Origin of the sequence: Cellulophaga sp. HaHaR_3_176 (assembly GCF_019021925.1) — a bacterium.
Classification (GTDB): domain Bacteria; phylum Bacteroidota; class Bacteroidia; order Flavobacteriales; family Flavobacteriaceae; genus Cellulophaga.
Map to the genome: position 1 here is coordinate 1,009,465 of NZ_CP058990.1, position 21,656 is coordinate 1,031,120.

Consider the following 21,656-nt stretch of genomic DNA (forward strand, 5'->3'; position numbering starts at 1 on the left):
TATTCTTTGAAAGAACTTATAATCGAACTTACGGAAATTAGTCCACGAGATTTTTTTGGACAGCAAAATGAAAATATAGATTTACTGAAGAAATATTTTCCAAAGTTAAAAATTGTAGCAAGAGGAAGCAAGATTAAAGCCTATGGTGATGATGAACTTTTAGAAGAGTTTAACCTACGTTTTAAAATGCTAACAGCGCATTATTTGAAATATAATAAGCTAGATGAAAATAGTATAGAGCGTTTACTGATGAGTAGCAGTAAAGACGATATATCATCTTCAGAAAGTAGTGGCGATGTTCTGATACATGGTGTTGGTGGACGCTTAATAAAAGCACAAACAGTAAACCAACGTAAATTGGTTGATGCTATGCGTAATAACGATATGGTGTTTGCAATTGGCCCAGCAGGAACGGGAAAAACATATACGGGCGTAGCATTGGCAGTAAAGGCTCTGAAAGAAAAAAGAGTAAAGAAAATTATATTAACTCGACCAGCAGTAGAGGCAGGGGAGAATTTAGGTTTCTTACCAGGCGATTTAAAAGAAAAATTAGATCCTTATATGCAACCTTTGTATGATGCATTGAGAGATATGATTTCTCCAGAAAAATTGTCACTTTATATTGAAAATGGAACAATACAAATTGCTCCATTAGCATTTATGAGAGGTAGAACGTTAGATAATGCATTTGTAATTTTAGATGAAGGTCAAAATACAACTCATGCACAAATGAAAATGTTTTTAACAAGAATGGGGAAACATGCTCAGTTTTTAATAACAGGTGATCCTGGTCAGATAGATTTACCAAGAAGGACCATTTCAGGATTAAAAGAAGCATTATTAGTACTACAGAATGTAGAGGGAATATCTATTATTTATTTAGATGATAAAGATGTAATCCGTCATAAATTAGTTAAAAAGGTAATTGAAGCTTACAAAGGAATAGAACATCAGAATTAAATTTAAGAAGCACATAATGAGTAATACGATTATTGATACAAACTTTAGTTTTCCAAAACAAGTAAATTTATATAAAGGAAAAGTAAGAGAAGTTTATAGTCTTGAAAATGATTTAATGGTAATGGTTGCTACAGATAGGCTTTCGGCTTTTGATGTTGTTATGCCTAAAGGAATACCTTATAAAGGACAAATCTTAAACCAAATTGCTACAAAAATGATGGCAGAAACGGAAGATATTGTTCCTAATTGGTTACTTGCGACTCCTGATCCTAATGTTGCAATTGGCCATGCTTGCGAGCCTTTTAAAGTAGAGATGGTTATACGTGGTTATATGTCTGGCCACGCTGCTCGTGAATATAAATTAGGTAAAAGAGTTTTATGTGGTGTTGCAATGCCAGAAGGTATGCATGAAAACGATAAATTTCCAAACCCGATCATAACTCCAGCTACGAAAGCAGAAATGGGAGACCATGATGAGGATATTTCTAGAGAGGATATTTTAAAAAAAGGTATTGTATCTGAAGAAGATTATATTGTATTAGAAAACTACACGAAAGCTCTATTTGAAAGAGGTACAGATATAGCTGCTAAAAGAGGTTTGATTTTAGTAGATACAAAATATGAGTTTGGAAAAACGAAAGATGGTAAGATTGTATTAATTGATGAAATACATACACCAGACTCTTCTCGCTATTTTTATGCAGATGGTTATCAAGAGCGTCAAAATAAAGAAGAAGCGCAAAAACAGTTATCAAAAGAGTTTGTACGTCAGTGGTTAATTTCTAATAACTTTCAAGGCTTAGAAGGCCAAGTTGTACCAGAAATGACAGACGAATATATTATTTCTGTATCAGAAAGATATATTGAGTTGTATGAAAATATTACAGGAGAAAAATTTGTGAAAGCGGATATTACAAATATTCAATCGAGGATTGAAACAAACGTATTATCTTACTTAACAAGATAGTACGTTAGTCTAATTTTAATGATTTAGATTTATGATATAACCAGTGCTAGTTGCATTTGTAGCACTAGCTACGTTTTTAGTATCGTTTTCTTCTACATTACTACTGTATAAAATAGCAGATAAAATAAAACCGATTAAAAGTAATATACTCTTTAGTTTTTGTTTAGTTGTCATGATTAATAGATTTTGGTTGAAATAAATATAGTAAAATAATTTAGTTAACCTGCATCTTATCGTGTTATTTTAACATTTTAACGGATAAAGTGTTAAAAAATTACAGAATAATATAGAAGCCATGTTGATTTTTACTTTTCGGCAATGTTTTATTCTTAAAATTATGATATTATCTCAGTAAATACTTTAAGGTAACCTCTTTCTTATCCTTAAGTTTAGAAACAATTTTCAAGAAAAGTATAGCAGTTATATAGGCATCACCCATTGCGGTATGCCTATCTTTTTTTGAAATATTAAATTTATCAGCGAGATCATCAAGCGAATAATTTTCCTTTTTAGTTAGCAGATTGGTTTTAATTAAGGTTTTTTTATAAAGATCAGATGTATCTAAATTTATATTTTTTAATCTAGGCAAGCCATGTCTAAGCAGAGCTGTATTAATCATCGTTAAATCAAAAAAAGTATGATGAGCTATAATAACAGCGTTTTCTATATAACTTAAAAATTGTTTTAAAGCTTCTAGTTCGGATAAACGGGGTATTACTTCATTTTTTAAAATACCATGTATTTTAGCAGATTCTTTGCCATAAACTTCTTGCTCAATATAAACTTCAAAACCATCTTTTAAGGAAATACTATTATTTATAAGCTTTACAGCTCCTATGCAAAGCATACGATCTGTAGCGTAATTAAAGCCTGTAGTTTCAGTATCTAAAACAATAAATGTAATATCATTTATATTTTTTGGTAACTCTTTAGTAAAAGTAGCTTCGTAAGCTTTCCAATACTCAGGGTTATCAATTGATTTCTTTTTAAAAAATTCTAACATTACATTGATTTTAGTTGAAACCGAATAGTAACTAATTCTTGTATTTCTTTAATAGTTTTAAAAGTACGTTTAAGCTTAATTTTTTCTTCTTTGGATAATGTATTTAAATTTATAAATCTTCCAGAGTCATTATTAAGTAAGCCTTGCCTTGTTCTAAATTTTAATAAAGCTTTTGAGGCATAAGAACAAGCTAAATATATTTCTTTATTATTAGGCTCTAGTTCTGCTAATTTTTCAAAACGCTCTGCAGTATTGTGTATTGATTTTATATAATGCGATAATAATAATACTCGTGCAGCAGCTATTAAAGGTCTTAAAGCTCTGTTTTTAACATCAAAAGAGTCTTTATGAGCACCATCCTGTTCTACTAAAAATTTTCTAAAAAAACCTGTGGGTGATGGGTTTTGAAGAGCACCTTTTGCAAGGTGAATAAAAAAGATAGGGTATTTTTTTACTGTATAAAAAATGTGTTCAGATAATGCGTTTACTAAAGCGTTTTCTCCATAAATAAGGTTGTAATCGAAAAATATTGAAGAAAGTAATACTTCATCATTACCAGGGTTTATGATCCAATGCGATGTTGTTTTTTTCCATTCACTAAAACTTAAGCACCATTTTGGGTTAGAAGCCATCATTTCTGCTGGGCAATATTCATAACCAATATCATTTAAGCCTTTAGTAACTTTTTTTGAAAATGATAAAAAGTAATCGTTTGTTTTAGAAAGTAATTCGTCTGGTACGTCTTCAAAAATAAGAGCATTATCTTGGTCTGTATGTAACATTTGCTCACTACGCCCTTGGCTGCCTAAACTTAACCAAGCAAACTTTACTGGTGGTGATGTTTTCATTTTATCTAACGATAAATGAATTACTTGTTTTAAACAGGCATCATTAAGTTCTGAAATTATTTTAGAAATAAGCGTCATCGGAATATTTTCTTTTAAATATCCTTTCAATAATTCAATAATACTATTTCTAATAGGTCGTAAATGTTTTACTTTTTTAGCTCTTTTAATAGCTTTAATCAACACGGCAGGGTTGTTGCCTAAAGCAACCATTACATCGTGTTTAGATAGTATACCTATGGTTTTAGTATTTACAGTTCCATCTTCTGTTAAACATAAATGACTGATGTTACTTTTCATCATAGCCATTTGAGCTTGGGTAATGGTTAATGTTTTAGGATATGTAATTACTGGGGTAGTCATAACATCGCTTGCAGCAGCGGTAATAAGGAACTGCCCTGTAACTATTTTATTACGTAAATCCTTATCAGTAATAATGCCTACAGGTAAATGATTTTCAACAACTAAAATCGCCCCAATTTTCTTTTTAGTCATTATTTCAGCAGCAGCTTTTACTGTTGTTTCAGGTGTACAACTAATAATTTTTTTTGAAAATTTAACGGGTTGTAAATCACTCAATTCAATATCTGTAGCGTCTTTTTCAGATTCAATAGTGTTTTCTGTAAATAACTTACCTCTGTGATTTTTTGAATAAGGGTTTCTTGTGTTGGAAGCAAAGCTTTCGATTAAGAAATTACCAACAACTTCATTAGCTAATGCTAATGGTTTAAAAATTGAAATAGGAATTGCATACAAAATACTCTCTTCGTGTGCTTTAGCTTCTAATTCATAATTTTCATTAGCTAATAAAGGTCTTAATCCAAAAATATCTCCTTCATCACAAATATCAACAATAGAGTTTGTTGCTTTTCTTTCTAATGACACTGCTCCTTTATGTACTACATAAAAATACTCGTGGCCAGCTTCTTTCTCAGAAAAAATAACACTGTCTTTTTCTTTGTATAATATGGATACTTGTTCTGAAATTACTTGTATGTCAGAAATTTCTAACCCATTAAAAGGAGGGAAGTTTTTAAGAAAATCAGCTACTCTTTGTGATATTGTATTTTTCATTTATGAAAACAGTTGTACTGTAAAATTAACGTAAGTAAAGTTAAAACAGAAACAATAGTTACTCTGAAAAATTCAATTTAATTTACCAATTATAGAATAGGGGAGTTTGAGTTTGAAAATAGATAAGTAGAACTTACAAATAGTTAACTTGCGATATTTAGCCTAAATTAAGCCTAGGCTTGATACAATATATACTAAATGAGTGGTATTAGCTGCATTAAAATAATCTTTTAATTTACTGATATTAGTCTCAATAGATCGAACACTATTTGGTGTTATTCCTTTTTCTTTTAAATAAGAGCTTATCTCGTTTTGTTTATATCCTTTAGCTAAAAGTAATAAAAGTTGCTCTTCATACGAATCTAAAGCTAAGATATTTTGTTGTTGTAAAACAGCCGTTGCAATTGGGCAAGTGTATGTTTTATTTTCTAATAAAGCTTCAATGCTATTTTTAAGTTCTTTTAAACCATTCAAGCCTTTACAAACGTAGGCATCAATATTTTGATCTGAAAATAAAGATTTTATAGTATGATGATCATCTTCAACAGAAAACACAATAACTTTTATTGTTGGATAAATTTCTTTTATAGCTTTAATGAGATCTTGTCCGTTTTGTAATTTTTTTGAATTTCTTGGATTTACAAAAGATAAATCTGTTATTAAAAGATCAAATGGCTCATCAACTATAATTGCTTTTTTTAATTTTAAAAAAGCATCGTCACAATATTGCGAGTGTCCAATATTAGTGTAACCCATTTGATGTAATGTGGTAGTTACACCTAAATTATTACTGTCGATATCTTCTGAAACAAAAATTTTATTAAAATTCATATACGCTATTTAAATGGTAAATAGTATAATGGCTGTGAAGCCTTTATTTGGTTTTGAATCGAAATTAATACTTCCTTTGATAGATTTTATGCGGTTTTCCACATTCTTAAGTCCATTTCCAAAATAATTGTCTTTTACATTAAAACCAATACCATTATCTACGTATTTAATAGACACTTGTTTTTCGTTTTTTGAGCATGTTATAGCTACTAATGAGGCATTACTGTGTTTCTTCATGTTTACTAATAATTCTTGTAGTATTCTATAAATTTCAATTTTTGTTTTAGGTGTTATGTCGTTCCAAAAATCAGAAGCTAATTCTTTAGTAATTAACTTTGTTTTGTTTGAGCCATAAGAATTTAAGAGCGTTTGGAATTGCTTACCGAATTCATCTCCGGTATGTATTGCTGTAAATTCTTTCGAAAAATCTCTTATTCTTTGGTAAATACTATTTAGGCTATCTAAAACTAAAGCGTTTTTTGAAGTATTTATATCTTGATCTCCTTTCTGAACTTGAGTCATTAAATAAAAGATATCGTTACCTAACTCATCATGTAATTTTTTTGATAATCTTAATTCTGTTTTATACGCAGCCTCTAGTTGTTCTTTGTTTTTTTGATGATTTTTATAATAAATAATAAAACCTATTAAAATCAAAAGAAATAAAGTAACTGAAAAAGCTATACTATTTTGCTTTTTTTTAGTTGCAACTGTAGCTAATAATTTAAGATTGTTTTTTTCTAAAGTATCATTATCATATTTGGTTGCAGCATATATTGATCGTACTGTTTGCTTTGTTTTTTCAAGTTTGTTTTGCACTTTTGAATATAAAATTGCTTCTTCAGAAACATCTTGGTTTAATGATTTTTTTAGAGGTAATACTAAATCTAAAGATTCTAATACAGCAACAGGGTTATTTTGTGTATAAGAATATTGATATGCCATTTGAGCATATTTTAAAGCTTCATGTTTATCGATTTTAAAATAATATTCAGCTAAATGAATAGTACTAGATATTAAACCAGATACAGTGTTTAATTTTTTTCGTTTTTCAAATGATTTTATTAATAGAGATTCACTTTCAGGGTTGTTTTTATTTTCTAACCATTTATAGTACCCTATGTTACATAAAGCACGCGAGTTTTGAAATTGATTACCCTTATTAGTGTTTTTTATAATAGTATTTAAAATACGGAAACTACTTTCAAATTTATTAGTTTCTGCCAATATGTTGGCTCTAGTAATATTAATAGTATGATTAATTTCTAAGCCTAAATTAGAAGAATCTTTTTTCGATAAATTAATAGATTTATCATTCCATCGAAGTGCTTCTTTATAGTCTCCTAATTCTTTGTGACAAACTGATATAGTTTGATATAACCCAATTATTGATTTTATTTTGGTAGAATTTTCTATATACTTTATACCTTCAATAGCTGTAATCATTCCTCCATTATAATCACCTAAGCTTTTCTGAATATTAGCCATATCTAATAAACGATCTCCGACAGCAATACTGTCATTCAATTTTAAGTTTATAGTAAATGATTTGTTAAAATAATAGTAGGCAGAATCTAATTGATTTATTTTTTTAAAATAAAAACCTTGCCTCCAAATAGCATTATTAATAGATGAACTATCAGCGACAATTTGAGCTTTTTTATATAGTTTTTTTGAATATAAAATAGCGTTATCATAATCTTTATTTTTAGCAAAAGCACCAATTTTATTTTTAAGTATTGTTATTGAATCATTTGATTTTTCACTTAAAATATAAATAGATAAGCTTTGTTGTTTAAAAAAATCATTTGCAAAAACAGTATTAAAACCAATGTATATAAATATAAAAAAGAGGGATAAACTAAACTTAAATTTCATCCCTCCAAAGTACAAAAACAGTTTACATTTTAACACTTCTTTTTATCAAATTCTATTTATAACACTGAATTATTCATCAGGATCATTTTCAATATCTCCATCATCACCTTCAGTTGCTGCTGAATTTTTATATACAGTATCAGTTTCTGATAAAGAATCATATTCGCAAGAAACTATAGTGAGGTTGACAAGTATTAAAACGATTAAAAAAGTTATTTTTTTCATATTATTTATTTTGAAAATTGGACATAATAATGGCTGTTCGGGTTATTCCGAATTTTATTTAAACCACTTTTTTTTAAGGGGTAGGAGTTGTTCCTACATTTTGCTGGGAAGTGAAAAACCGCTGTAGAAACTTTTAGTTACTTCCCAATAAACTATTGGTTTACTACAGTTGTTTTTTAATTGTTATTGATTGCTTATCATGAGTAACAAATCAATGACAATGCGAAGTAAGGACTTAGGTTTCGTAATGAATGGACGGAATGTGGAAAGTTGGTGGAAAATATTTTCCAGTCTTTTTTTTCCATATAATTTCCAGAAATGTAGTAGTTTTAGGGGGTAACCAGACCAACCAAAATGTCCAAAAAATTAATAGCAATTGTATTTAAAAAAGTAGAAGCAGATATAGGCTCTTCGGTTCCAACCAGAATGGCACAACATCTCTCAGTTGAGCTTTTAGAAGAGTATAATTATCAAATAAGCGAAAGAACCTTAAGGAATTATTATAATAACTTTTTAAAGAATGATAATTCATTAAATGAAGCTCTGAAACCAGAATTAATTAAATATCTATGCAAATATTTAGGGTATAATAATTACGCAGGCTTTGTTAGTGCTCATCCATCTGAACATGAAGAAGTAAAAGTATTTGAAGATCTAATAACTAAAGAAAAGAATCTAAAATTAAGCTCTCTCAAAAAAAATACTTTCTTTGGATTGTTTGAAAAAGGGGGTAATAGAATTGTCACATATATATCTGTAATTATAATTAGTGCTTTAACGTATTTTGGTTTCGTAAAAGAAGAACAGAATTGTATGGTTTGGCAAGAAGATCATTATGTGAAATCTACCTGTACAGGAGTACTTCTGGAGAAACCTTATCAAGAATTAATATTTAAAAAATTTAAAAAAATAAAGGATTTAAATGCAGTAAAAAATAGGAGAGAACAACATAAAGAACTTTGGTATGTAAAAACAAATGGCGTGGTAGAATTCTTTACATATCATGGAAATCACCCTATTAATAATAAAGGTTTAAAAGAAGTTACAGATTATATGTTTAAAACATATGTTTTAGATGAGTTGGAGAATGTAAAATAAACTTATAGTTTCCGGATAGTTTAAAGATCACTCATAAAGCCAGTAAGCAACCCCACCATGATGAGAACAAGCACCTCTACCTGTTGCTTTAGAGGAAGTGCCGTCATTACAAATAGCACCAATTCGTGTATTTGTTACAGCTTCTTTTTTATATAGATTATTTTTAGTGGATTGGGGGATTTCTAATTCGGTTTTTAAACTTCTAATAGAGGTGTTTAATTGATACTCTGGTTTTAGTTCGGGACTATTATAATTTTTAGAAGAATAAATATTTGAAGGAGATGCATTATTTTGCGGAATATATTTTTTTTGTTGATTGTATAATAGCAAACCCAAAATAGCTAGTATAATACTAATTTTCGGGTATTTTCTAACGATACCAATTACAATACCTAAAAACATAAGCTTAAAAATCCACTCCATTAATAAAGAATAAAACTTAAATTACGCGTTAATATTAACACGTAATTTAAGTTATGATTTATAATTAAGATTCGATTATTCATCAAAAAAGAAATCGTGTATTTCTATAATACTACCCCTTCCTATCTGGACTAGGTTTTGAGTGTCTTTAAGAAAGATGCCTAATGATTTCTCATTGTAAATGAATTTCATTTCAGCAGAGTATTCTGTTACAACATACATATCTCCTGAAAGTTGATAAAATGGAATTGTGGTTTTACTTTTTTCTTTCACTCCTTTATTCACAATTTTTCCACGTTGTAAATGATCTTTAATTAAAACATCGTTTCTTTCGCCTGAAGCAACTTTAACGTAAGAAGTCATCATTTTAAGCCACTCAGATGAATCGATTAAATACCATTTTACTTTATCGAAATCGATACCATATTCATTGATCCAACCATAGCTAGTGAAACCTATTAGAATTTGTTTTCTTCCATCTAATTCTGGTTTATCAGAAGGTGTAAACTCTTGAATTTTAAATGTTATTACAGAGGTTGTAGATAAATCTTTGAGTTTTTTACCATCAAAATCTAAAGTTTTAAGTGAAAAATTTTCTAACTCAGCATTATTTGTTAAAATATATTCAGTAGCCATCAATTCGGCTCTTTCTTTCATTTGCTCTACTGCAGCAACTCCTGCACCAATGGCCAGTAGTGCTCCAGCAGCACCAGCTACAACAGTACCCGCATCTTGTGCGTGTGAAGTTTTAGGAATTAATAAAATAGTGGTCAATAAAAGTAATAAGATAATTTTTTTCATTTTTGGTTTTTTAAATTATTTCAGTTTTCTAAAGCAAACTTAAAATCTTAAAATAAAATTACCTTGTGGTTTTCCGCAGTCTATATTTTCTATCAACGAGCAAGTACCCAATTGAACCAGAATTCATCAAATAATTGATTACCTGTTTTATTAGTATCAAAAGAGCTAGCTAGTTGTATTAAACTGTATAAATTAAAATCAGAAAGCATTAAAAGTGATTCATCTTGCTTTTCTAAATTATGGTTAGGCCTCAATATTACGTATTCAATTATACGGTTAGGTTGATTCTTATAATGTTTATTAACTAGTTTTTGGTATTTTTTCAAAAGATTTCTATCTATTTTAGATTGCATTTTGTTTCTTATAATTAATGCATACTCTTGTTTATTCACTTTTAACTCTACCCATAAGTCTATATTTTTATTTTGCTTCAAAAGTCTAATATTTGAAAATGTCAATCTATCAGTATTTTCGAAAAGCAATAATTTAGCTACTATTCTTTGCGCATAATTATATACTTTTTTGTTTCTATTTTGATGTTTTTCATCAGCACATCGAATAGTCCATGAAATGAAAAAAACTATTATTTTTTTCATTTTTAAAGAATCAGTGTCGTCAATAAAAAAAATAGGGGGATTCATTTAATAAATTTACTAGTGTATTTATTTTATACATTATTAAAACAAAAGCAAATAAGAGTAAAATTTATAAATTGATTCTGCGGTTTTCCACAGTGAGAGTAATATTGTTGTTTGTTTTTGAAAATAGATATTGCATTTAACTCTTTTCTGTTCTTAAATACTAAAAGTTGATACTTTAGAGGTGAAGTGTTTTTTAAGCGTTTATATGGTTAAGTGATTCTTCTAAAGTAGTTTTTCGTAATTTAGCCTTGCTTTTATAATTCATTAACATGAAATTGAACCCAGTTAGAATTAAGGACAACGCTAAGATTCATCATTTGATAATTTCTAAAATTAGAGATTTTATTGATTTGAGAAAACTGGTTGAAGGTGATAAATTGCCATCTGAACGAGAGTTAAGTGTCACGCTAAATGTTAGTCGTAGAAATGTAAGGGAGGCTATTGATAAGCTTGAATTTTATGGGATTGTTAAATCAATACCACAAACAGGAATATTTATAAATACAGGTAGAGTAGCACTTATAGGTATGATTGATGGGTTACTTACTTTAGGTGAACAAGATTTTCTTTCTTTAGTAGAGTCTAGGCTAATGCTTGAAAATAAAGCCGTTTTTTTAGCAGCAACAAGAAGAACTGTTGATGATTTACAAGAAATTGAAATAGCATTAGATAGGTATAAATCAAAAATATTGAGCAAAGAAAGTGCTTTAGAAGAAGATCTTTTATTTCACTTGGCAATTGCAAAGGCTAGTAAAAACACAACTATCTATGAAATGATGCTGCAAATTATACCTAAAATAATTGCAGTTTTTGTAAAAACTAGAGTTTGTGATGAAGAAGGTTTCAACTACGAGATAGACAAGCATGAATCTATTTTTCAAGCAATTAAAAATAGAAAGCCTGAAGAGGCTGTTAAATTAATGGAGTTTCATTTTGAATTACTTATTGAGTTCTGTGACGATTTTAAAGAGCGAGTAGTCTAATTATAGCTTCATAAATAATTATCTTTTTCATTTTGATGTTTTTTTAGGACTTGTTTTTATACCGTATTGTATTCAAGATTATTTTTTATAACTATATTTTTTCCTCACAGACTAATTCTTTAATTATCAAACAGATATTAAATTCTATTCCAATTCTTTGGATAAGAAAATAATAAATGTATTTTTGGTACACCAAACTGGTGCGCCAGTTTGTTTAATTAAAAGTAACTTCTTATATAATCATTTCAGATAAGGTTTTTATTCGTTCTTATAAATTATAATAATGAAACCTTAAAACAAATTAGTAAGCATGAAAATAACAGATATAAAAGTTTTTGTATGTTGCCCTGGTCGTAATTTTGTTACAGTTAAAATTTTTACAGACGAGGGTGTCTACGGGGTAGGAGATGCAACGTTAAATGGTAGGGAATTATCTGTTGTTACATATTTAGAAGAGCATGTAATACCTTGTTTAATTGGTAAAGATCCACATCAAATAGAAGATATTTGGCAATATCTATATAAAGGTGCATATTGGCAAAATGGAGCGGTTAGTATGGCTGCAATAGGTTCTATTGATGTTGCACTTTGGGATATAAAAGGTAAAGTTGCTGGGTTACCAGTTTATCAATTGTTAGGTGGTAAAAGCAGAAAATCGGTAACTGTTTATGCGCATGTAAACGGAGAAACTATTGACGATGTTTTAACTAATTTACAAATAGCTATTAATGACGGATATAAAGTTGTTAGGCTGCAATGTACTATTCCTGATTTAAAAGGCACATATGGGACTTTAGGCGATAAAAAAAACTATTTTGAATTACAAGGTAGTAGGCCATTACCTCCAGAGCATAGCTGGTCTACTAAAAAATATTTAAATTTTATTCCTGAATTATTTAAAAGAGCAAGAGAGAGATTTGGTTATGAGATAGAGCTTTGTCATGATGTTCATAGTCGATTAACACCTATTGAAGCGGTTCAATTAGCAAAAATGTTAGAACCGTATAGATTAAAATTTATTGAAGATGCCGTAACTTATGAAAATACTGATGGTTATAGAATTATAAGAAACCAAACTTCAACACCTTTGGCTCTTGGTGAAAAATTTAATACGATATGGGATGCTAAACCTTTGATTGAAAATCAATATATCGATTTTGTAAGAACAGCAGTAACACACGGAGGTGGATTAACACCTTTAAAAAAATTAGCCGATTTTGCTTCTCTTTATCATGTTAGAATGGCACCTCACGGAGCTCCCGATCTATCTCCTATTTGCTTTATGGCACATATGCATTTAGACTTATGGGCACCAAATTTTGGAGTTCAAGAATTTATAGGTTTTGGTACACCTGAATTGAATGAAATATTCAGCTTTAATGCAAAACTGAAAGAAGGCGAAATTTTTATAGATGATACACCAGGAATAGGAGTGGTTTTTAATGAAGAAGCATGTAAAAAATATCCTTATAAAAGATCTTATCTTCCTGTTAGTAGGTTAGAAGATGGTACATTGTGGAGTTGGTAAACTTCACATATTAATTGCACTAGATATTAAAAAAACAGAAGTCTTTTATTTAGTTATTATGACTTCTACATAATTTTTATTACCTGTTTCACTAAGTAAATTTAAATTTATTTATCTATGAATATAGATTCTCTTTTTAATAATGAAAGTCAAAAAAATAATAACCGAATAAATAAATTAATTTCTCAGATAAGTGATTTAATTAATAAAAAGCATTATCAACCGGGAGATAAATTACCGCCAGAAAGAACGTTATCTGAAAAATTCGGTGTAAGCCGAAGAAGTATTCGTGCTGCTATTTTAAAATTAGAATCCTACGGTATATTAAAATCAATGCCGCAAAGTGGAACATTTGTTTCTAATATAGGTCGTATTGCAATGAACAGTATGGTTAAGGATATTGTAAGCCTTGAAATGCCCAATTTTAAATCGCTTGTTGAAACTAGAATTTTATTAGAGTTAGAATCCGTAAAACTTGCAGCCTTAAGACATACAGAACAGGGTTTGGAAAAAATTAAAGATGCTTTAGATGCTCATGAAAGTAAATTATTGTCGGGTAAAGATGCTATTCAGGAAGATTTACTATTCCATTTAGCAATTGCACAAGTAAGTGGTAATGCAACAATAAATAAAATAATGATTGCTATCGCACCTCAAATAATTATAGAGTTTAAAAAGTATCATGTTGATTATGATGATTTAGATGAATTAAGGATTAATGAGCATATACAGATTTACGAAGCTATAAAAGATCGAAATCCTGAATTGGCAAAAAAAAGAATGAAAATACATTTTAAAATGCTGTATGAGTATTGTGATACTAGTAGTTAATAAATATCACTTGTATTTAGCTTAATTAAGCTGTGTTTCTGTCAATATAAAATTAAAAAAATATAAAATGAAGAGTAAATTAAAAGTTCTTATATCTGGTACTGGTTTTGCTGGTCAGGGCCATGCAGATGCCTTTAGAGCATATGGTGCTGAGGTTGTAGGTATAGTTGGTAGAACAGAAAGTGTTGTAAAAGAAGTGGCTAGTAAAATGAATATTCCTTACGCTAGTACAGATTGGAAACAAGCTTTAAAAGACTGTCAACCAGATATTGTTTCAATAGCAACCCCGGGTGGTGCTCATTATGAAACTATAATACAAGCAATTGAATTTGGTTGTCATATTTTTAGTGATAAACCACTAACTCACAGCGGAGAGTCTGCAGTTGAGTTATATGAACTAGCCAAGAGGAAAAATATTAAAACAGCATTTGCTTCAAGCTTTCGCTACATGCCATGTATTTTACATGCTAAAGAGCTAGTTGCAAGTGGTGCAATTGGCGAGCCTGTAGAAGTAGAATGTATCTCTCACTTCAATTTAGAAAGAGATATTCCGTTTGGTTGGTCACATCGAAAAGAAGATGGTGGTGGTCGTTTGAATAATAATTTTACTCATATGATGTCGATTGTAACATCTGTAATCGGAGAAAAAATTTTAGCAATAATAGGAGAGGTACGTGATGATATGGGTAAAGCTCCTATTGTAGATGGAGTTCATAACTTCAAAACAAGAAGAGATTTTATTCCGAAAGATATTAATGATCCATCTCTTAAATGGGGAGAAAGCAACGTGGAGTGGTCATACACTGTTATGGCAAAATTGGAAAGTAAAATTGCATCAAAACCAGTATCTGTATTATTTAAACATGGAGGTTTAAACCCTAGGTTTCATGAAGAAGATCATATTGTGTTTTATGGTACAAAGGGTGCAATTTATATCAAAGGGCATTATGGTAGCGGTCCTTTATATTTATGGGATCAGAATAAAACATGGAAAGAATTAGATATGCCTGAAAATATTACAGCTAACCAACCAGAGGTAGAAGGTGATACGCAAAGAAATTGGCATTATTTAGTTAGAGAGTTTATAAAAGATATTAATGGAGAGAAAGTAGCACCATACCAAACTTTTAAAGAAGGTAGCTTATATCAACAGTTAATTGATCTAATTAGAAAAAATAATAATTGGACAGATGTTAACTATCTGCAATAAAAAGATATACTATGTTTTACGATTATCTTGTTATTGGAATTTATTTTATATTAATACTTGCAATTGGCGTTGTTTTTTCGCGAATGGCAAGCAACTCAACGAGTGATTATTTTCGAGGAGGAGGTAGAATGTTATGGTGGATGGTTGGCTCCAGTGCTTTTATGGCGCAATTTTCTGCAGTAACTTTTACTGGCGCTGCAGGTAAAGCATTTACTGATGGTTTTGCTATAAGCGCAGTATATATAGGTAATACCTTTGCTTATTTTTGTGGTTGGGCATTCTTTGCACACCGATATAGGCAGATGAGAGTCGATACACCGACCGAGGGTATAAAAAGAAGATTTGGATCGCAAAACGAACTGTTTTTTTCATGTGCATTAATCGTTTTTTCTTTTTTAAATGCAGGGGTTTGGCTAAATGCTTTGGGAGTTTTTACTAGTGCTGTTTTTGAAACAGATTTAAGTATAACTATTGTTGTTATTGGTTTAACAGTGCTTTTTGTATCAGTTTTATCAGGTGCTTGGGGAGTTGTTGCATCAGATTTTGTGCAAACATTAGTAGTAGCTGTTGTTTCTGTAGCTTGTGCAGTGGTAGCGTTAGTTAAGGTTGGTGGGCCAGTTAATTTAGTAAATAACTTTCCAGGAGGCTTTCTTGTTGGGCCAAATATGAACTATCCTCTAATATTATTTGGTACGTTTATTTTCTTTCTGCCAAAGCAAATTATAACCATGATGAATCTTCACGATTCATTTAGGTGGTTAACAGCAAAAGATTCACTAAACGCTCGTAAAGCGGCTTTATTAGCTATGACATTGATGGGAGTAGGTACCATTGTTTGGTTTATTCCACCATGGGCAGCTGCTAGTTTAATGCCAGATGCTGTTGCAGGGTATTCAGAATTAGGAAACAAAGCGGCAGATGCTATTTATTTAGAATTTGCACGTAATGCTATGCCTGTAGGTACTGTAGGTTTAATGATGGCGGGGCTTTTTGCAGCAACTATGTCTTCAATGGATTCTGCACTGAACAAAAATGCAGGAATTTTTGTTAGAAGTATTTATCAACCTTTTCTTAAAAAAAGAAATAGAGAATCTAATGATAAAAAATTATTAGGAATAAGTAGGCTTGTTAGTACAATATCAGGCTTAGGTGTTATTGCAGCAGCATGGTATTTTGCATCATTAAAAGAGCTTAGCTTATTTGAACTTATGATGTCTGTATCTACTATGATTCAGGTACCAATGATGATACCTTTATTATTCGGAATTTTTGTAAAGAAAACACCAAAATGGGCACCTTGGGCTACTATTGCATTAGGTCTGTTTGTTTCTTGGTTTATTATAAATGTTTTTACTGCAGATGTTTTTGCATCATTATTTGGAATAGAATCACTTACCGAACGTGAAATTATTGATATGAATATAATTTTAACGGTTGCCGGTCATATTTTTATAACTGGTGGTTTTTTCTGTGCAACTTCACTTTTTTATAATGAAGCTAAAGATGAAAATAAAGAAGAAAAAGACCGCTTTTTTGAAGATTTAGAAAAACCATTTATAGCAGATAATCAACAAGATAATGTTGATCGTCAACAGCGACAAAAATTAGGCTCGATGGTTTATGTAATGAGTACAGGTATTTTACTTATGAGTTTAATTCCCAATCCTATATGGGGTAGATTAACTTTTGTAATTTGTTCATTAGTTATATTTAGTATTGGATTTTTATTAAAACGGAGTGCTAAAAAATAATATATAAATCATTTAATATGTATATAAAGGACGTATTGTTTTTATTTTCATTTCTGTTTTTATTACACTCATGTAAAGGGCAAAATACAGAGTTATTAGAGCTTACAGATGGAGTAGATACATCAGCAGGTGGTGTATCTGTATATATAATAAATACACCTTCTGCTATCTATCATTTAGAAAAAAAAGGTGGAGGTTTGTCGAGCATGATTGATAAGGATGGAGTAGATTGGATTGGTTTTAATAATGTAAAAGGATCTGGCTGGAAAGGTGAATATCGAGGATTTCCAAATGCAATTCATCATCAAGATGGAGATTACTTTCATGCAATGAATGCAGGAACAGATTCATCAATTTCAGAAGTGAAGATTGAAACAGATGAGCATGTTCGTATTGTTTTTACTTCCGACAATAAACAATGGCAAGGACAATGGGATTTTTATTTAGATCGGTGTGACTTTACAATGAGTAAAGTTAGCTCAGGTTATAATTACTGGATACAGTACGAAGGTGTTCCTGGAGGAGAAATGGATAGTACTGATTTTTGGTATGCTTCTGTTGATACTAAAAAGCATGAAATAAATGAAGCTTTTGTGGGTGATTTACCTTCACCAGAATGGATGGCTTTCGGAGATGAAAAATCATCTCGTATGATTTATATGTTGCATCATCAAGATGATGAACTACCAGATAATTATGTTAGTAGACCTTACATGACAGTATTTGGTTTTGGAAGAGAAAATAAAGAAAAATTTTTAAATACGATACAAACTTTTTCTATTGGTTTTGTAGAATCTAAAGAGTATTCTGTTGTTAATGAAACCATTAATAAGTTAGTTAAATAACTAAAAACTTCCCTTAAAAATTAAAGATTTTATCTACTCAGATATTATTCTAAATTGATTGAATACAAAACAAACCACATAGAGGTAGCTAAGCCTTAATTTTTTAACTGATTGTAGTTAAAGTTCCTGAAAAAGGGTTTTAAATTGTATATAATGAGTCTGCGGGTTGTTTAAGCTCTGTATTTTTTAATCAATTATAGTATAATCACAAATAGCTACTAAGGTTTATTCATAAAAAAACATACGTAATTGTTGTAAAAATCATTTTTTTTATTAAACTGTAGAAATACAGAAAAGTGTTATTAAAGTCACTTTTCGAATTACTCAAAGCTCAAAAAAAGGCTAGATTCTAAAATATATTATTTATATATAGTAGTTTAAAATCGGGTAATTACTACCCGATCGGGAGTTAATTACTCGTGATACTTTTTCTCCCTAAATCTTTAAATAACTGATATATAGTTGTTTGTGAATTAATAATTCAGTTAATTATATCTAGGTATAAATATTGAACTTAAAGAGTAAACTTATAAAATTAACATCATTTAGATATTTTAAATTCTTCGTATGCCTAAGAATATGACCACATCAAACAGAATAAATATTGTTTTAGCATTAGTTGCTGTTTTTCTATTAATATTAGGTACAAACCGTATTGATAAACGCCATTTTGAAACTGCTCAAAATGCAGTTAAATCTGTGTATAAAAATCGTGTGTTAGCGCAAAATTATATATACAAAATGAATAATCTTATTCATAAAAAGCAGAGACATTTAATGGAAGGCGCTGATGTGATGAATGCAAGTGTAAATAAAGAAATTGAAACACTAATAACATTGTTTTCTGATACAAAACTTACGGCAGATGAATTGAGTACTTTCGAAAATTTCACAACTGATTTTGAGAATTTAAAGAAAAAAGAAACTAGATATTTTGAAAATAAGAATACCCAAACTGAAAATCAAAGTAATGATAGACCTAGTTTTAAAACTCCGTTTGATGAAAATATTGAAGAATTACAAACAGATTTAAATAACCTTGCACTTATTCAAGTTTCAGAAACTAAACATGTATTAGGTTTTGCTCAAAAATCATTGAATTCCAATAAATTAATATCTAATTTAGAAGTTTATTTTTTACTAATTATTGGAATTATTATTATGTTTTTCACCTTCTATAGATTTAAAAAATCATAGTCTAAAATTAATATATAATTCAAAACAAAAAAAGGAAGCAATATCTACTAAATTGTAAACTTCTAAATATTTAAAATCAATTATTATTTATGGCAAAAAGATTATTAACACCATTTCAAAAATTTGTAAAAATAGAAGGATTTAGCGGTATTCTACTTTTAATGAGTACCATTATAGCTTTAGTTTGGGCAAATTCGGGTTTTGGAGACAGTTATGCTGCATTATGGAATTATAAAATAGGTATAGCGTCTGAAGGGTTTGAGCTTAAAAAACCATTATTATTATGGATTAATGATGGTTTAATGGCTATTTTCTTTTTTCTAATAGGTTTAGAAATTAAGCGAGAGGTACTTATAGGAGAATTAAATTCCATAAAAAAATTAGCTTTCCCGTTATTTGGTGCTTTAGGAGGAGTAATAGTTCCTGTAGCATTATTTATGCTGTTAAATCAAAACGCTGAAACCTTTAAAGGTTGGGGAATTCCTATGGCTACAGATATTGCTTTTTCATTAGCAGTCTTAAATGCTTTAGGTAAAAGAGTGCCTTTAAGTTTAAAAATATTTTTGATAGCTTTTGCTATTGTAGATGATATTGAGGCTGTTTTAGTGATTGCTATATTTTATAGTGGTGCAATAAAAACTACATTACTATTTATAGGACTAGGGCTTTTAGCAATATTATACCTATTATCTTACAAGGGTTACTATTCTAAATTTATCACTTTTTTTACAGGTATTATTATATGGTTATTATTTTTGAAATCAGGTGTGCACCCAACGGTTGCAGGAATTTTATTAGCACTTTCAGTGCCGATAAGACAGAAAATTGATACGTCTACATTTATCTTTCAATTAGAAAATATTTACAAAAACATTAAAGATGCAAGTATTTTAAAGAAACCTATTTTATCTAAAGAACAAATACAAGCCATGGATGATTTAGAAGATTGGAGTGGTAAGTTTCAATCACCGTTACAGCATTTAGAGCATAATTTGCATGGTTGGGTAGCCTATTTTATTATTCCAATTTTTGCTTTGGCGAATGCAGGTGTTATAATAGATAGTTCGGTAGGTATAGAGATTCCTTTGATAATAAATATTATACTCTGTTTAGTTTTAGGTAAAGGATTAGGTATTCCTGCAGTTATATTTTTAGCCAAAAAACTTAATTTAATTCAAATACCAGCAGATGTAAGTACAAGACATATTTTAGGTGTTTCTTTTATTGCCGGTATTGGATTTACAATGGCTATTTTTATTGCAAGTTTAGCATTTGTATCTACACCTGAATATATAAGCTCGGCTAAAATAGGAATCCTTTTAGGTTCTTTAATCTCTGCTATAATCGGATATCTAATTTTGAGATTTGGTTCTAATAAAACAGAATCTTTAAAGGATTAAAGGTAAACATGTTTATTTAATTATAGAAAATCAATCAAATTCTCAAGCCTATAAAGGAATTATAAGTTAATGACGACTACAGAGCAAGCATTAAAAGAACGAATTAAAGAGTTAACTTGTTTATACGAGGTATCATCTATTATAGGTAATGCTAATGTAGAATTAATAAATGATACGTTAAAAGCCATAGTTTTAAGCTTAAAAAAAGCATTTCAATATCCTGATAAAACAGATGTTATTATTGATTGGGAAGATATTTCAATTTTTACTAACGAATTTATTAAAGATGATTTAACGATACATTCTGATATTAATATTTTTAATCATACTAAAGGAGAATTAATAGTTCATTTAAATACTACAGATTCAAATGAGATTAATTTTTTAAAAGAAGAACAACTGTTATTAGATAACGTAGCATTAAAAGTTGGAAATTTTTTAGAACGTATTGAAATTCAAAAAAATGAAACTTCATTAAAACGACAGATGGAGCATACTGATCGTTTAAGTATTTTAGGTGAAATAACAGCAGGTATTGCTCACGAACTAAATACACCTTTAGCGAATATTTTAGGTTTCGCAGAATTACTTAAAAGTGATTTAGCAGTTGATGAAAAAGCTGTTAAAGATTTAGATAAGATTATTGATAATGCAATTTTTTCTAGAGAGGTTGTTAAAAAATTAATGTTTTTCGCTTGCGAAATGCCTCAGAAAATGAAACATATTAACCTTGTCCCTCATTTAAAAAATGCAGTTAAATTACTTGATGCTACTTTTAAAAAAGAACAAGTAAAACATAGTGTTAAAATTAAAGAAGAAGAACTTTGGCTAAGGGCAGATCCAATTCAAATCACCCAGATCATATTTAACTTATTAATTAATGCAATCTATTTTTCACCTAAAGAGGGAACTATAATTATTGAAGCATTCAAAAAGAAAAAAAATATTATTATTAAAATTTCAGATGAAGGTAAAGGGTTTACAGCAGATGAGCTGAAAAAGGTATTTCAACCTTTTTTTACAACCAAGCCAATAGGGGATGGTTCTGGATTGGGGTTGAGTGTCGTTCATGGTATAGTAGCATCACATAAAGGCACAATAACAGCAGAAAATAACATTAAAAATGGTGCTACCTTTACAATAACACTTCCAAAAGACTAATTAT

21 protein-coding genes are annotated in these 21,656 nt (G+C 29.5%); 12 read left to right on the forward strand and 9 right to left on the reverse strand.

Annotated elements, in window-relative coordinates; genetic code table 11:
• Positions 1 to 6: 6 nt before the first annotated feature.
• Together H0I23_RS04270 and H0I23_RS04275 are read left to right on the forward strand one after the other, a co-directional pair.
• A complete protein-coding gene (locus H0I23_RS04270) occupies positions 7 to 960 on the forward strand; it encodes a PhoH family protein (RefSeq protein WP_216785224.1) in 954 nt (317 codons plus the stop codon).
• A 16-nt stretch (positions 961 to 976) separates the two neighbouring features.
• Positions 977 to 1,927 carry a phosphoribosylaminoimidazolesuccinocarboxamide synthase gene (locus tag H0I23_RS04275; protein ID WP_216785225.1) on the forward strand — a complete coding sequence of 317 codons (951 nt, stop codon included), beginning with the start codon at positions 977 to 979 and terminating at the stop codon, positions 1,925 to 1,927.
• 15 nt (positions 1,928 to 1,942) lie between these two features.
• On the opposite strand, the gene H0I23_RS04280 is transcribed toward H0I23_RS04275, so the two are convergent.
• The 6 genes from H0I23_RS04280 to H0I23_RS04305 form a co-directional block, all read right to left on the reverse strand.
• Positions 1,943 to 2,101 carry a hypothetical protein gene (locus H0I23_RS04280; protein ID WP_216785226.1) on the reverse strand — a complete coding sequence of 53 codons (159 nt, stop codon included), beginning with the start codon at positions 2,099 to 2,101 and terminating at the stop codon, positions 1,943 to 1,945.
• A 169-nt stretch (positions 2,102 to 2,270) separates the two neighbouring features.
• Positions 2,271 to 2,930 carry a PolC-type DNA polymerase III gene (locus tag H0I23_RS04285; RefSeq protein ID WP_216785227.1) on the reverse strand — a complete coding sequence of 220 codons (660 nt, stop codon included), beginning with the start codon at positions 2,928 to 2,930 and terminating at the stop codon, positions 2,271 to 2,273.
• Positions 2,930 to 4,849, reverse strand: a complete 1,920-nt coding sequence (locus H0I23_RS04290; RefSeq protein ID WP_216785228.1) for a DUF294 nucleotidyltransferase-like domain-containing protein — start codon at positions 4,847 to 4,849, stop codon at positions 2,930 to 2,932. Before H0I23_RS04290 ends, H0I23_RS04285 begins: the two co-directional genes overlap by 1 nt.
• A gap of 162 nt (positions 4,850 to 5,011) precedes the next feature.
• Positions 5,012 to 5,680, reverse strand: coding sequence for a DNA-binding response regulator (locus tag H0I23_RS04295; RefSeq protein WP_216785229.1), 669 nt, complete (start codon positions 5,678 to 5,680; stop codon positions 5,012 to 5,014).
• A 9-nt stretch (positions 5,681 to 5,689) separates the two neighbouring features.
• Positions 5,690 to 7,558, reverse strand: coding sequence for an ATP-binding protein (locus tag H0I23_RS04300; protein ID WP_216785230.1), 1,869 nt, complete (start codon positions 7,556 to 7,558; stop codon positions 5,690 to 5,692).
• A 69-nt stretch (positions 7,559 to 7,627) separates the two neighbouring features.
• Entirely contained in the window at positions 7,628 to 7,783 is a 156-nt protein-coding gene (locus H0I23_RS04305) for a hypothetical protein (RefSeq protein WP_216785231.1), read from the reverse strand.
• A 354-nt stretch (positions 7,784 to 8,137) separates the two neighbouring features.
• On the opposite strand from H0I23_RS04305, the gene H0I23_RS04310 reads away from it, so the two are divergent.
• Positions 8,138 to 8,881, forward strand: a complete 744-nt coding sequence (locus tag H0I23_RS04310; RefSeq protein WP_216785232.1) for a hypothetical protein — start codon at positions 8,138 to 8,140, stop codon at positions 8,879 to 8,881.
• Positions 8,882 to 8,908: 27 nt separating this feature from the next.
• On the opposite strand, the gene H0I23_RS04315 is transcribed toward H0I23_RS04310, so the two are convergent.
• From H0I23_RS04315 to H0I23_RS04325, 3 genes are all read right to left on the reverse strand, one after another.
• Entirely contained in the window at positions 8,909 to 9,304 is a 396-nt protein-coding gene (locus H0I23_RS04315; RefSeq protein WP_216785233.1) for a DUF3761 domain-containing protein, read from the reverse strand.
• Between the two features lie 75 nt (positions 9,305 to 9,379).
• The gene (locus H0I23_RS04320) at positions 9,380 to 10,105 is read right to left on the reverse strand and encodes a hypothetical protein (RefSeq protein ID WP_216785234.1); all 726 of its coding nucleotides are present in this window, start codon (positions 10,103 to 10,105) and stop codon (positions 9,380 to 9,382) included.
• 92 nt (positions 10,106 to 10,197) lie between these two features.
• Positions 10,198 to 10,701 (reverse strand): PD-(D/E)XK nuclease family protein, encoded by a 504-nt coding sequence (locus H0I23_RS04325; protein ID WP_216785235.1) that lies wholly within the window; start codon positions 10,699 to 10,701, stop codon positions 10,198 to 10,200.
• A 314-nt stretch (positions 10,702 to 11,015) separates the two neighbouring features.
• Here H0I23_RS04325 and H0I23_RS04330 point away from each other — a divergent pair, with 314 nt between their 5' ends.
• The 9 genes from H0I23_RS04330 to H0I23_RS04370 all read left to right on the forward strand — a co-directional run bounded on the left by H0I23_RS04330 (position 11,016) and on the right by H0I23_RS04370 (position 21,652).
• Positions 11,016 to 11,729, forward strand: a complete 714-nt coding sequence (locus H0I23_RS04330) for a FadR/GntR family transcriptional regulator (RefSeq protein WP_216785236.1) — start codon at positions 11,016 to 11,018, stop codon at positions 11,727 to 11,729.
• A 310-nt stretch (positions 11,730 to 12,039) separates the two neighbouring features.
• Positions 12,040 to 13,257 carry a D-mannonate dehydratase ManD gene (manD, locus tag H0I23_RS04335; RefSeq protein ID WP_216785237.1) on the forward strand — a complete coding sequence of 406 codons (1,218 nt, stop codon included), beginning with the start codon at positions 12,040 to 12,042 and terminating at the stop codon, positions 13,255 to 13,257.
• A gap of 117 nt (positions 13,258 to 13,374) precedes the next feature.
• Positions 13,375 to 14,088, forward strand: a complete 714-nt coding sequence (locus tag H0I23_RS04340; protein WP_216785238.1) for a FadR/GntR family transcriptional regulator — start codon at positions 13,375 to 13,377, stop codon at positions 14,086 to 14,088.
• Positions 14,089 to 14,155: 67 nt separating this feature from the next.
• On the forward strand, positions 14,156 to 15,298 hold the full coding sequence (locus H0I23_RS04345; RefSeq protein ID WP_216785239.1) for a Gfo/Idh/MocA family protein: 1,143 nt from the start codon (positions 14,156 to 14,158) through the stop codon (positions 15,296 to 15,298).
• Between the two features lie 11 nt (positions 15,299 to 15,309).
• Positions 15,310 to 17,049, forward strand: coding sequence for a hypothetical protein (locus H0I23_RS04350; protein ID WP_216785240.1), 1,740 nt, complete (start codon positions 15,310 to 15,312; stop codon positions 17,047 to 17,049).
• Positions 17,050 to 17,066: 17 nt separating this feature from the next.
• Positions 17,067 to 17,894, forward strand: a complete 828-nt coding sequence (locus H0I23_RS04355) for a hypothetical protein (protein ID WP_216785241.1) — start codon at positions 17,067 to 17,069, stop codon at positions 17,892 to 17,894.
• Between the two features lie 567 nt (positions 17,895 to 18,461).
• Complete coding sequence (locus H0I23_RS04360) at positions 18,462 to 19,091, forward strand: MCP four helix bundle domain-containing protein (RefSeq protein WP_216785242.1); 630 nt, start codon at positions 18,462 to 18,464, stop codon at positions 19,089 to 19,091.
• An 89-nt stretch (positions 19,092 to 19,180) separates the two neighbouring features.
• On the forward strand, positions 19,181 to 20,491 hold the full coding sequence (gene nhaA, locus H0I23_RS04365; RefSeq protein WP_216785243.1) for a Na+/H+ antiporter NhaA: 1,311 nt from the start codon (positions 19,181 to 19,183) through the stop codon (positions 20,489 to 20,491).
• A gap of 69 nt (positions 20,492 to 20,560) precedes the next feature.
• Positions 20,561 to 21,652, forward strand: a complete 1,092-nt coding sequence (locus H0I23_RS04370) for a sensor histidine kinase (protein ID WP_216785244.1) — start codon at positions 20,561 to 20,563, stop codon at positions 21,650 to 21,652.
• Positions 21,653 to 21,656 lie beyond the last annotated feature (4 nt).

Coding starts and splice junctions, on each gene's coding strand:
- H0I23_RS04275 (WP_216785225.1), top strand. CDS start 977: ATGAGTAATACGATTATTGATACAAACTTTAGTTTTCCAAAACAAGTA.
- H0I23_RS04290 (WP_216785228.1), bottom strand. CDS start 4,849: ATGAAAAATACAATATCACAAAGAGTAGCTGATTTTCTTAAAAACTTC.
- nhaA (WP_216785243.1), top strand. CDS start 19,181: ATGGCAAAAAGATTATTAACACCATTTCAAAAATTTGTAAAAATAGAA.
- H0I23_RS04355 (WP_216785241.1), top strand. CDS start 17,067: ATGTATATAAAGGACGTATTGTTTTTATTTTCATTTCTGTTTTTATTA.
- H0I23_RS04310 (WP_216785232.1), top strand. CDS start 8,138: ATGTCCAAAAAATTAATAGCAATTGTATTTAAAAAAGTAGAAGCAGAT.
- H0I23_RS04325 (WP_216785235.1), bottom strand. CDS start 10,701: ATGAAAAAAATAATAGTTTTTTTCATTTCATGGACTATTCGATGTGCT.
- H0I23_RS04305 (WP_216785231.1), bottom strand. CDS start 7,783: ATGAAAAAAATAACTTTTTTAATCGTTTTAATACTTGTCAACCTCACT.
- H0I23_RS04320 (WP_216785234.1), bottom strand. CDS start 10,105: ATGAAAAAAATTATCTTATTACTTTTATTGACCACTATTTTATTAATT.
- H0I23_RS04300 (WP_216785230.1), bottom strand. CDS start 7,558: ATGAAATTTAAGTTTAGTTTATCCCTCTTTTTTATATTTATATACATT.
- H0I23_RS04370 (WP_216785244.1), top strand. CDS start 20,561: ATGACGACTACAGAGCAAGCATTAAAAGAACGAATTAAAGAGTTAACT.
- H0I23_RS04295 (WP_216785229.1), bottom strand. CDS start 5,680: ATGAATTTTAATAAAATTTTTGTTTCAGAAGATATCGACAGTAATAAT.
- H0I23_RS04340 (WP_216785238.1), top strand. CDS start 13,375: ATGAATATAGATTCTCTTTTTAATAATGAAAGTCAAAAAAATAATAAC.
- H0I23_RS04360 (WP_216785242.1), top strand. CDS start 18,462: ATGCCTAAGAATATGACCACATCAAACAGAATAAATATTGTTTTAGCA.
- H0I23_RS04350 (WP_216785240.1), top strand. CDS start 15,310: ATGTTTTACGATTATCTTGTTATTGGAATTTATTTTATATTAATACTT.
- H0I23_RS04315 (WP_216785233.1), bottom strand. CDS start 9,304: ATGGAGTGGATTTTTAAGCTTATGTTTTTAGGTATTGTAATTGGTATC.
- H0I23_RS04285 (WP_216785227.1), bottom strand. CDS start 2,930: ATGTTAGAATTTTTTAAAAAGAAATCAATTGATAACCCTGAGTATTGG.
- H0I23_RS04345 (WP_216785239.1), top strand. CDS start 14,156: ATGAAGAGTAAATTAAAAGTTCTTATATCTGGTACTGGTTTTGCTGGT.
- H0I23_RS04330 (WP_216785236.1), top strand. CDS start 11,016: ATGAAATTGAACCCAGTTAGAATTAAGGACAACGCTAAGATTCATCAT.
- H0I23_RS04280 (WP_216785226.1), bottom strand. CDS start 2,101: ATGACAACTAAACAAAAACTAAAGAGTATATTACTTTTAATCGGTTTT.
- manD (WP_216785237.1), top strand. CDS start 12,040: ATGAAAATAACAGATATAAAAGTTTTTGTATGTTGCCCTGGTCGTAAT.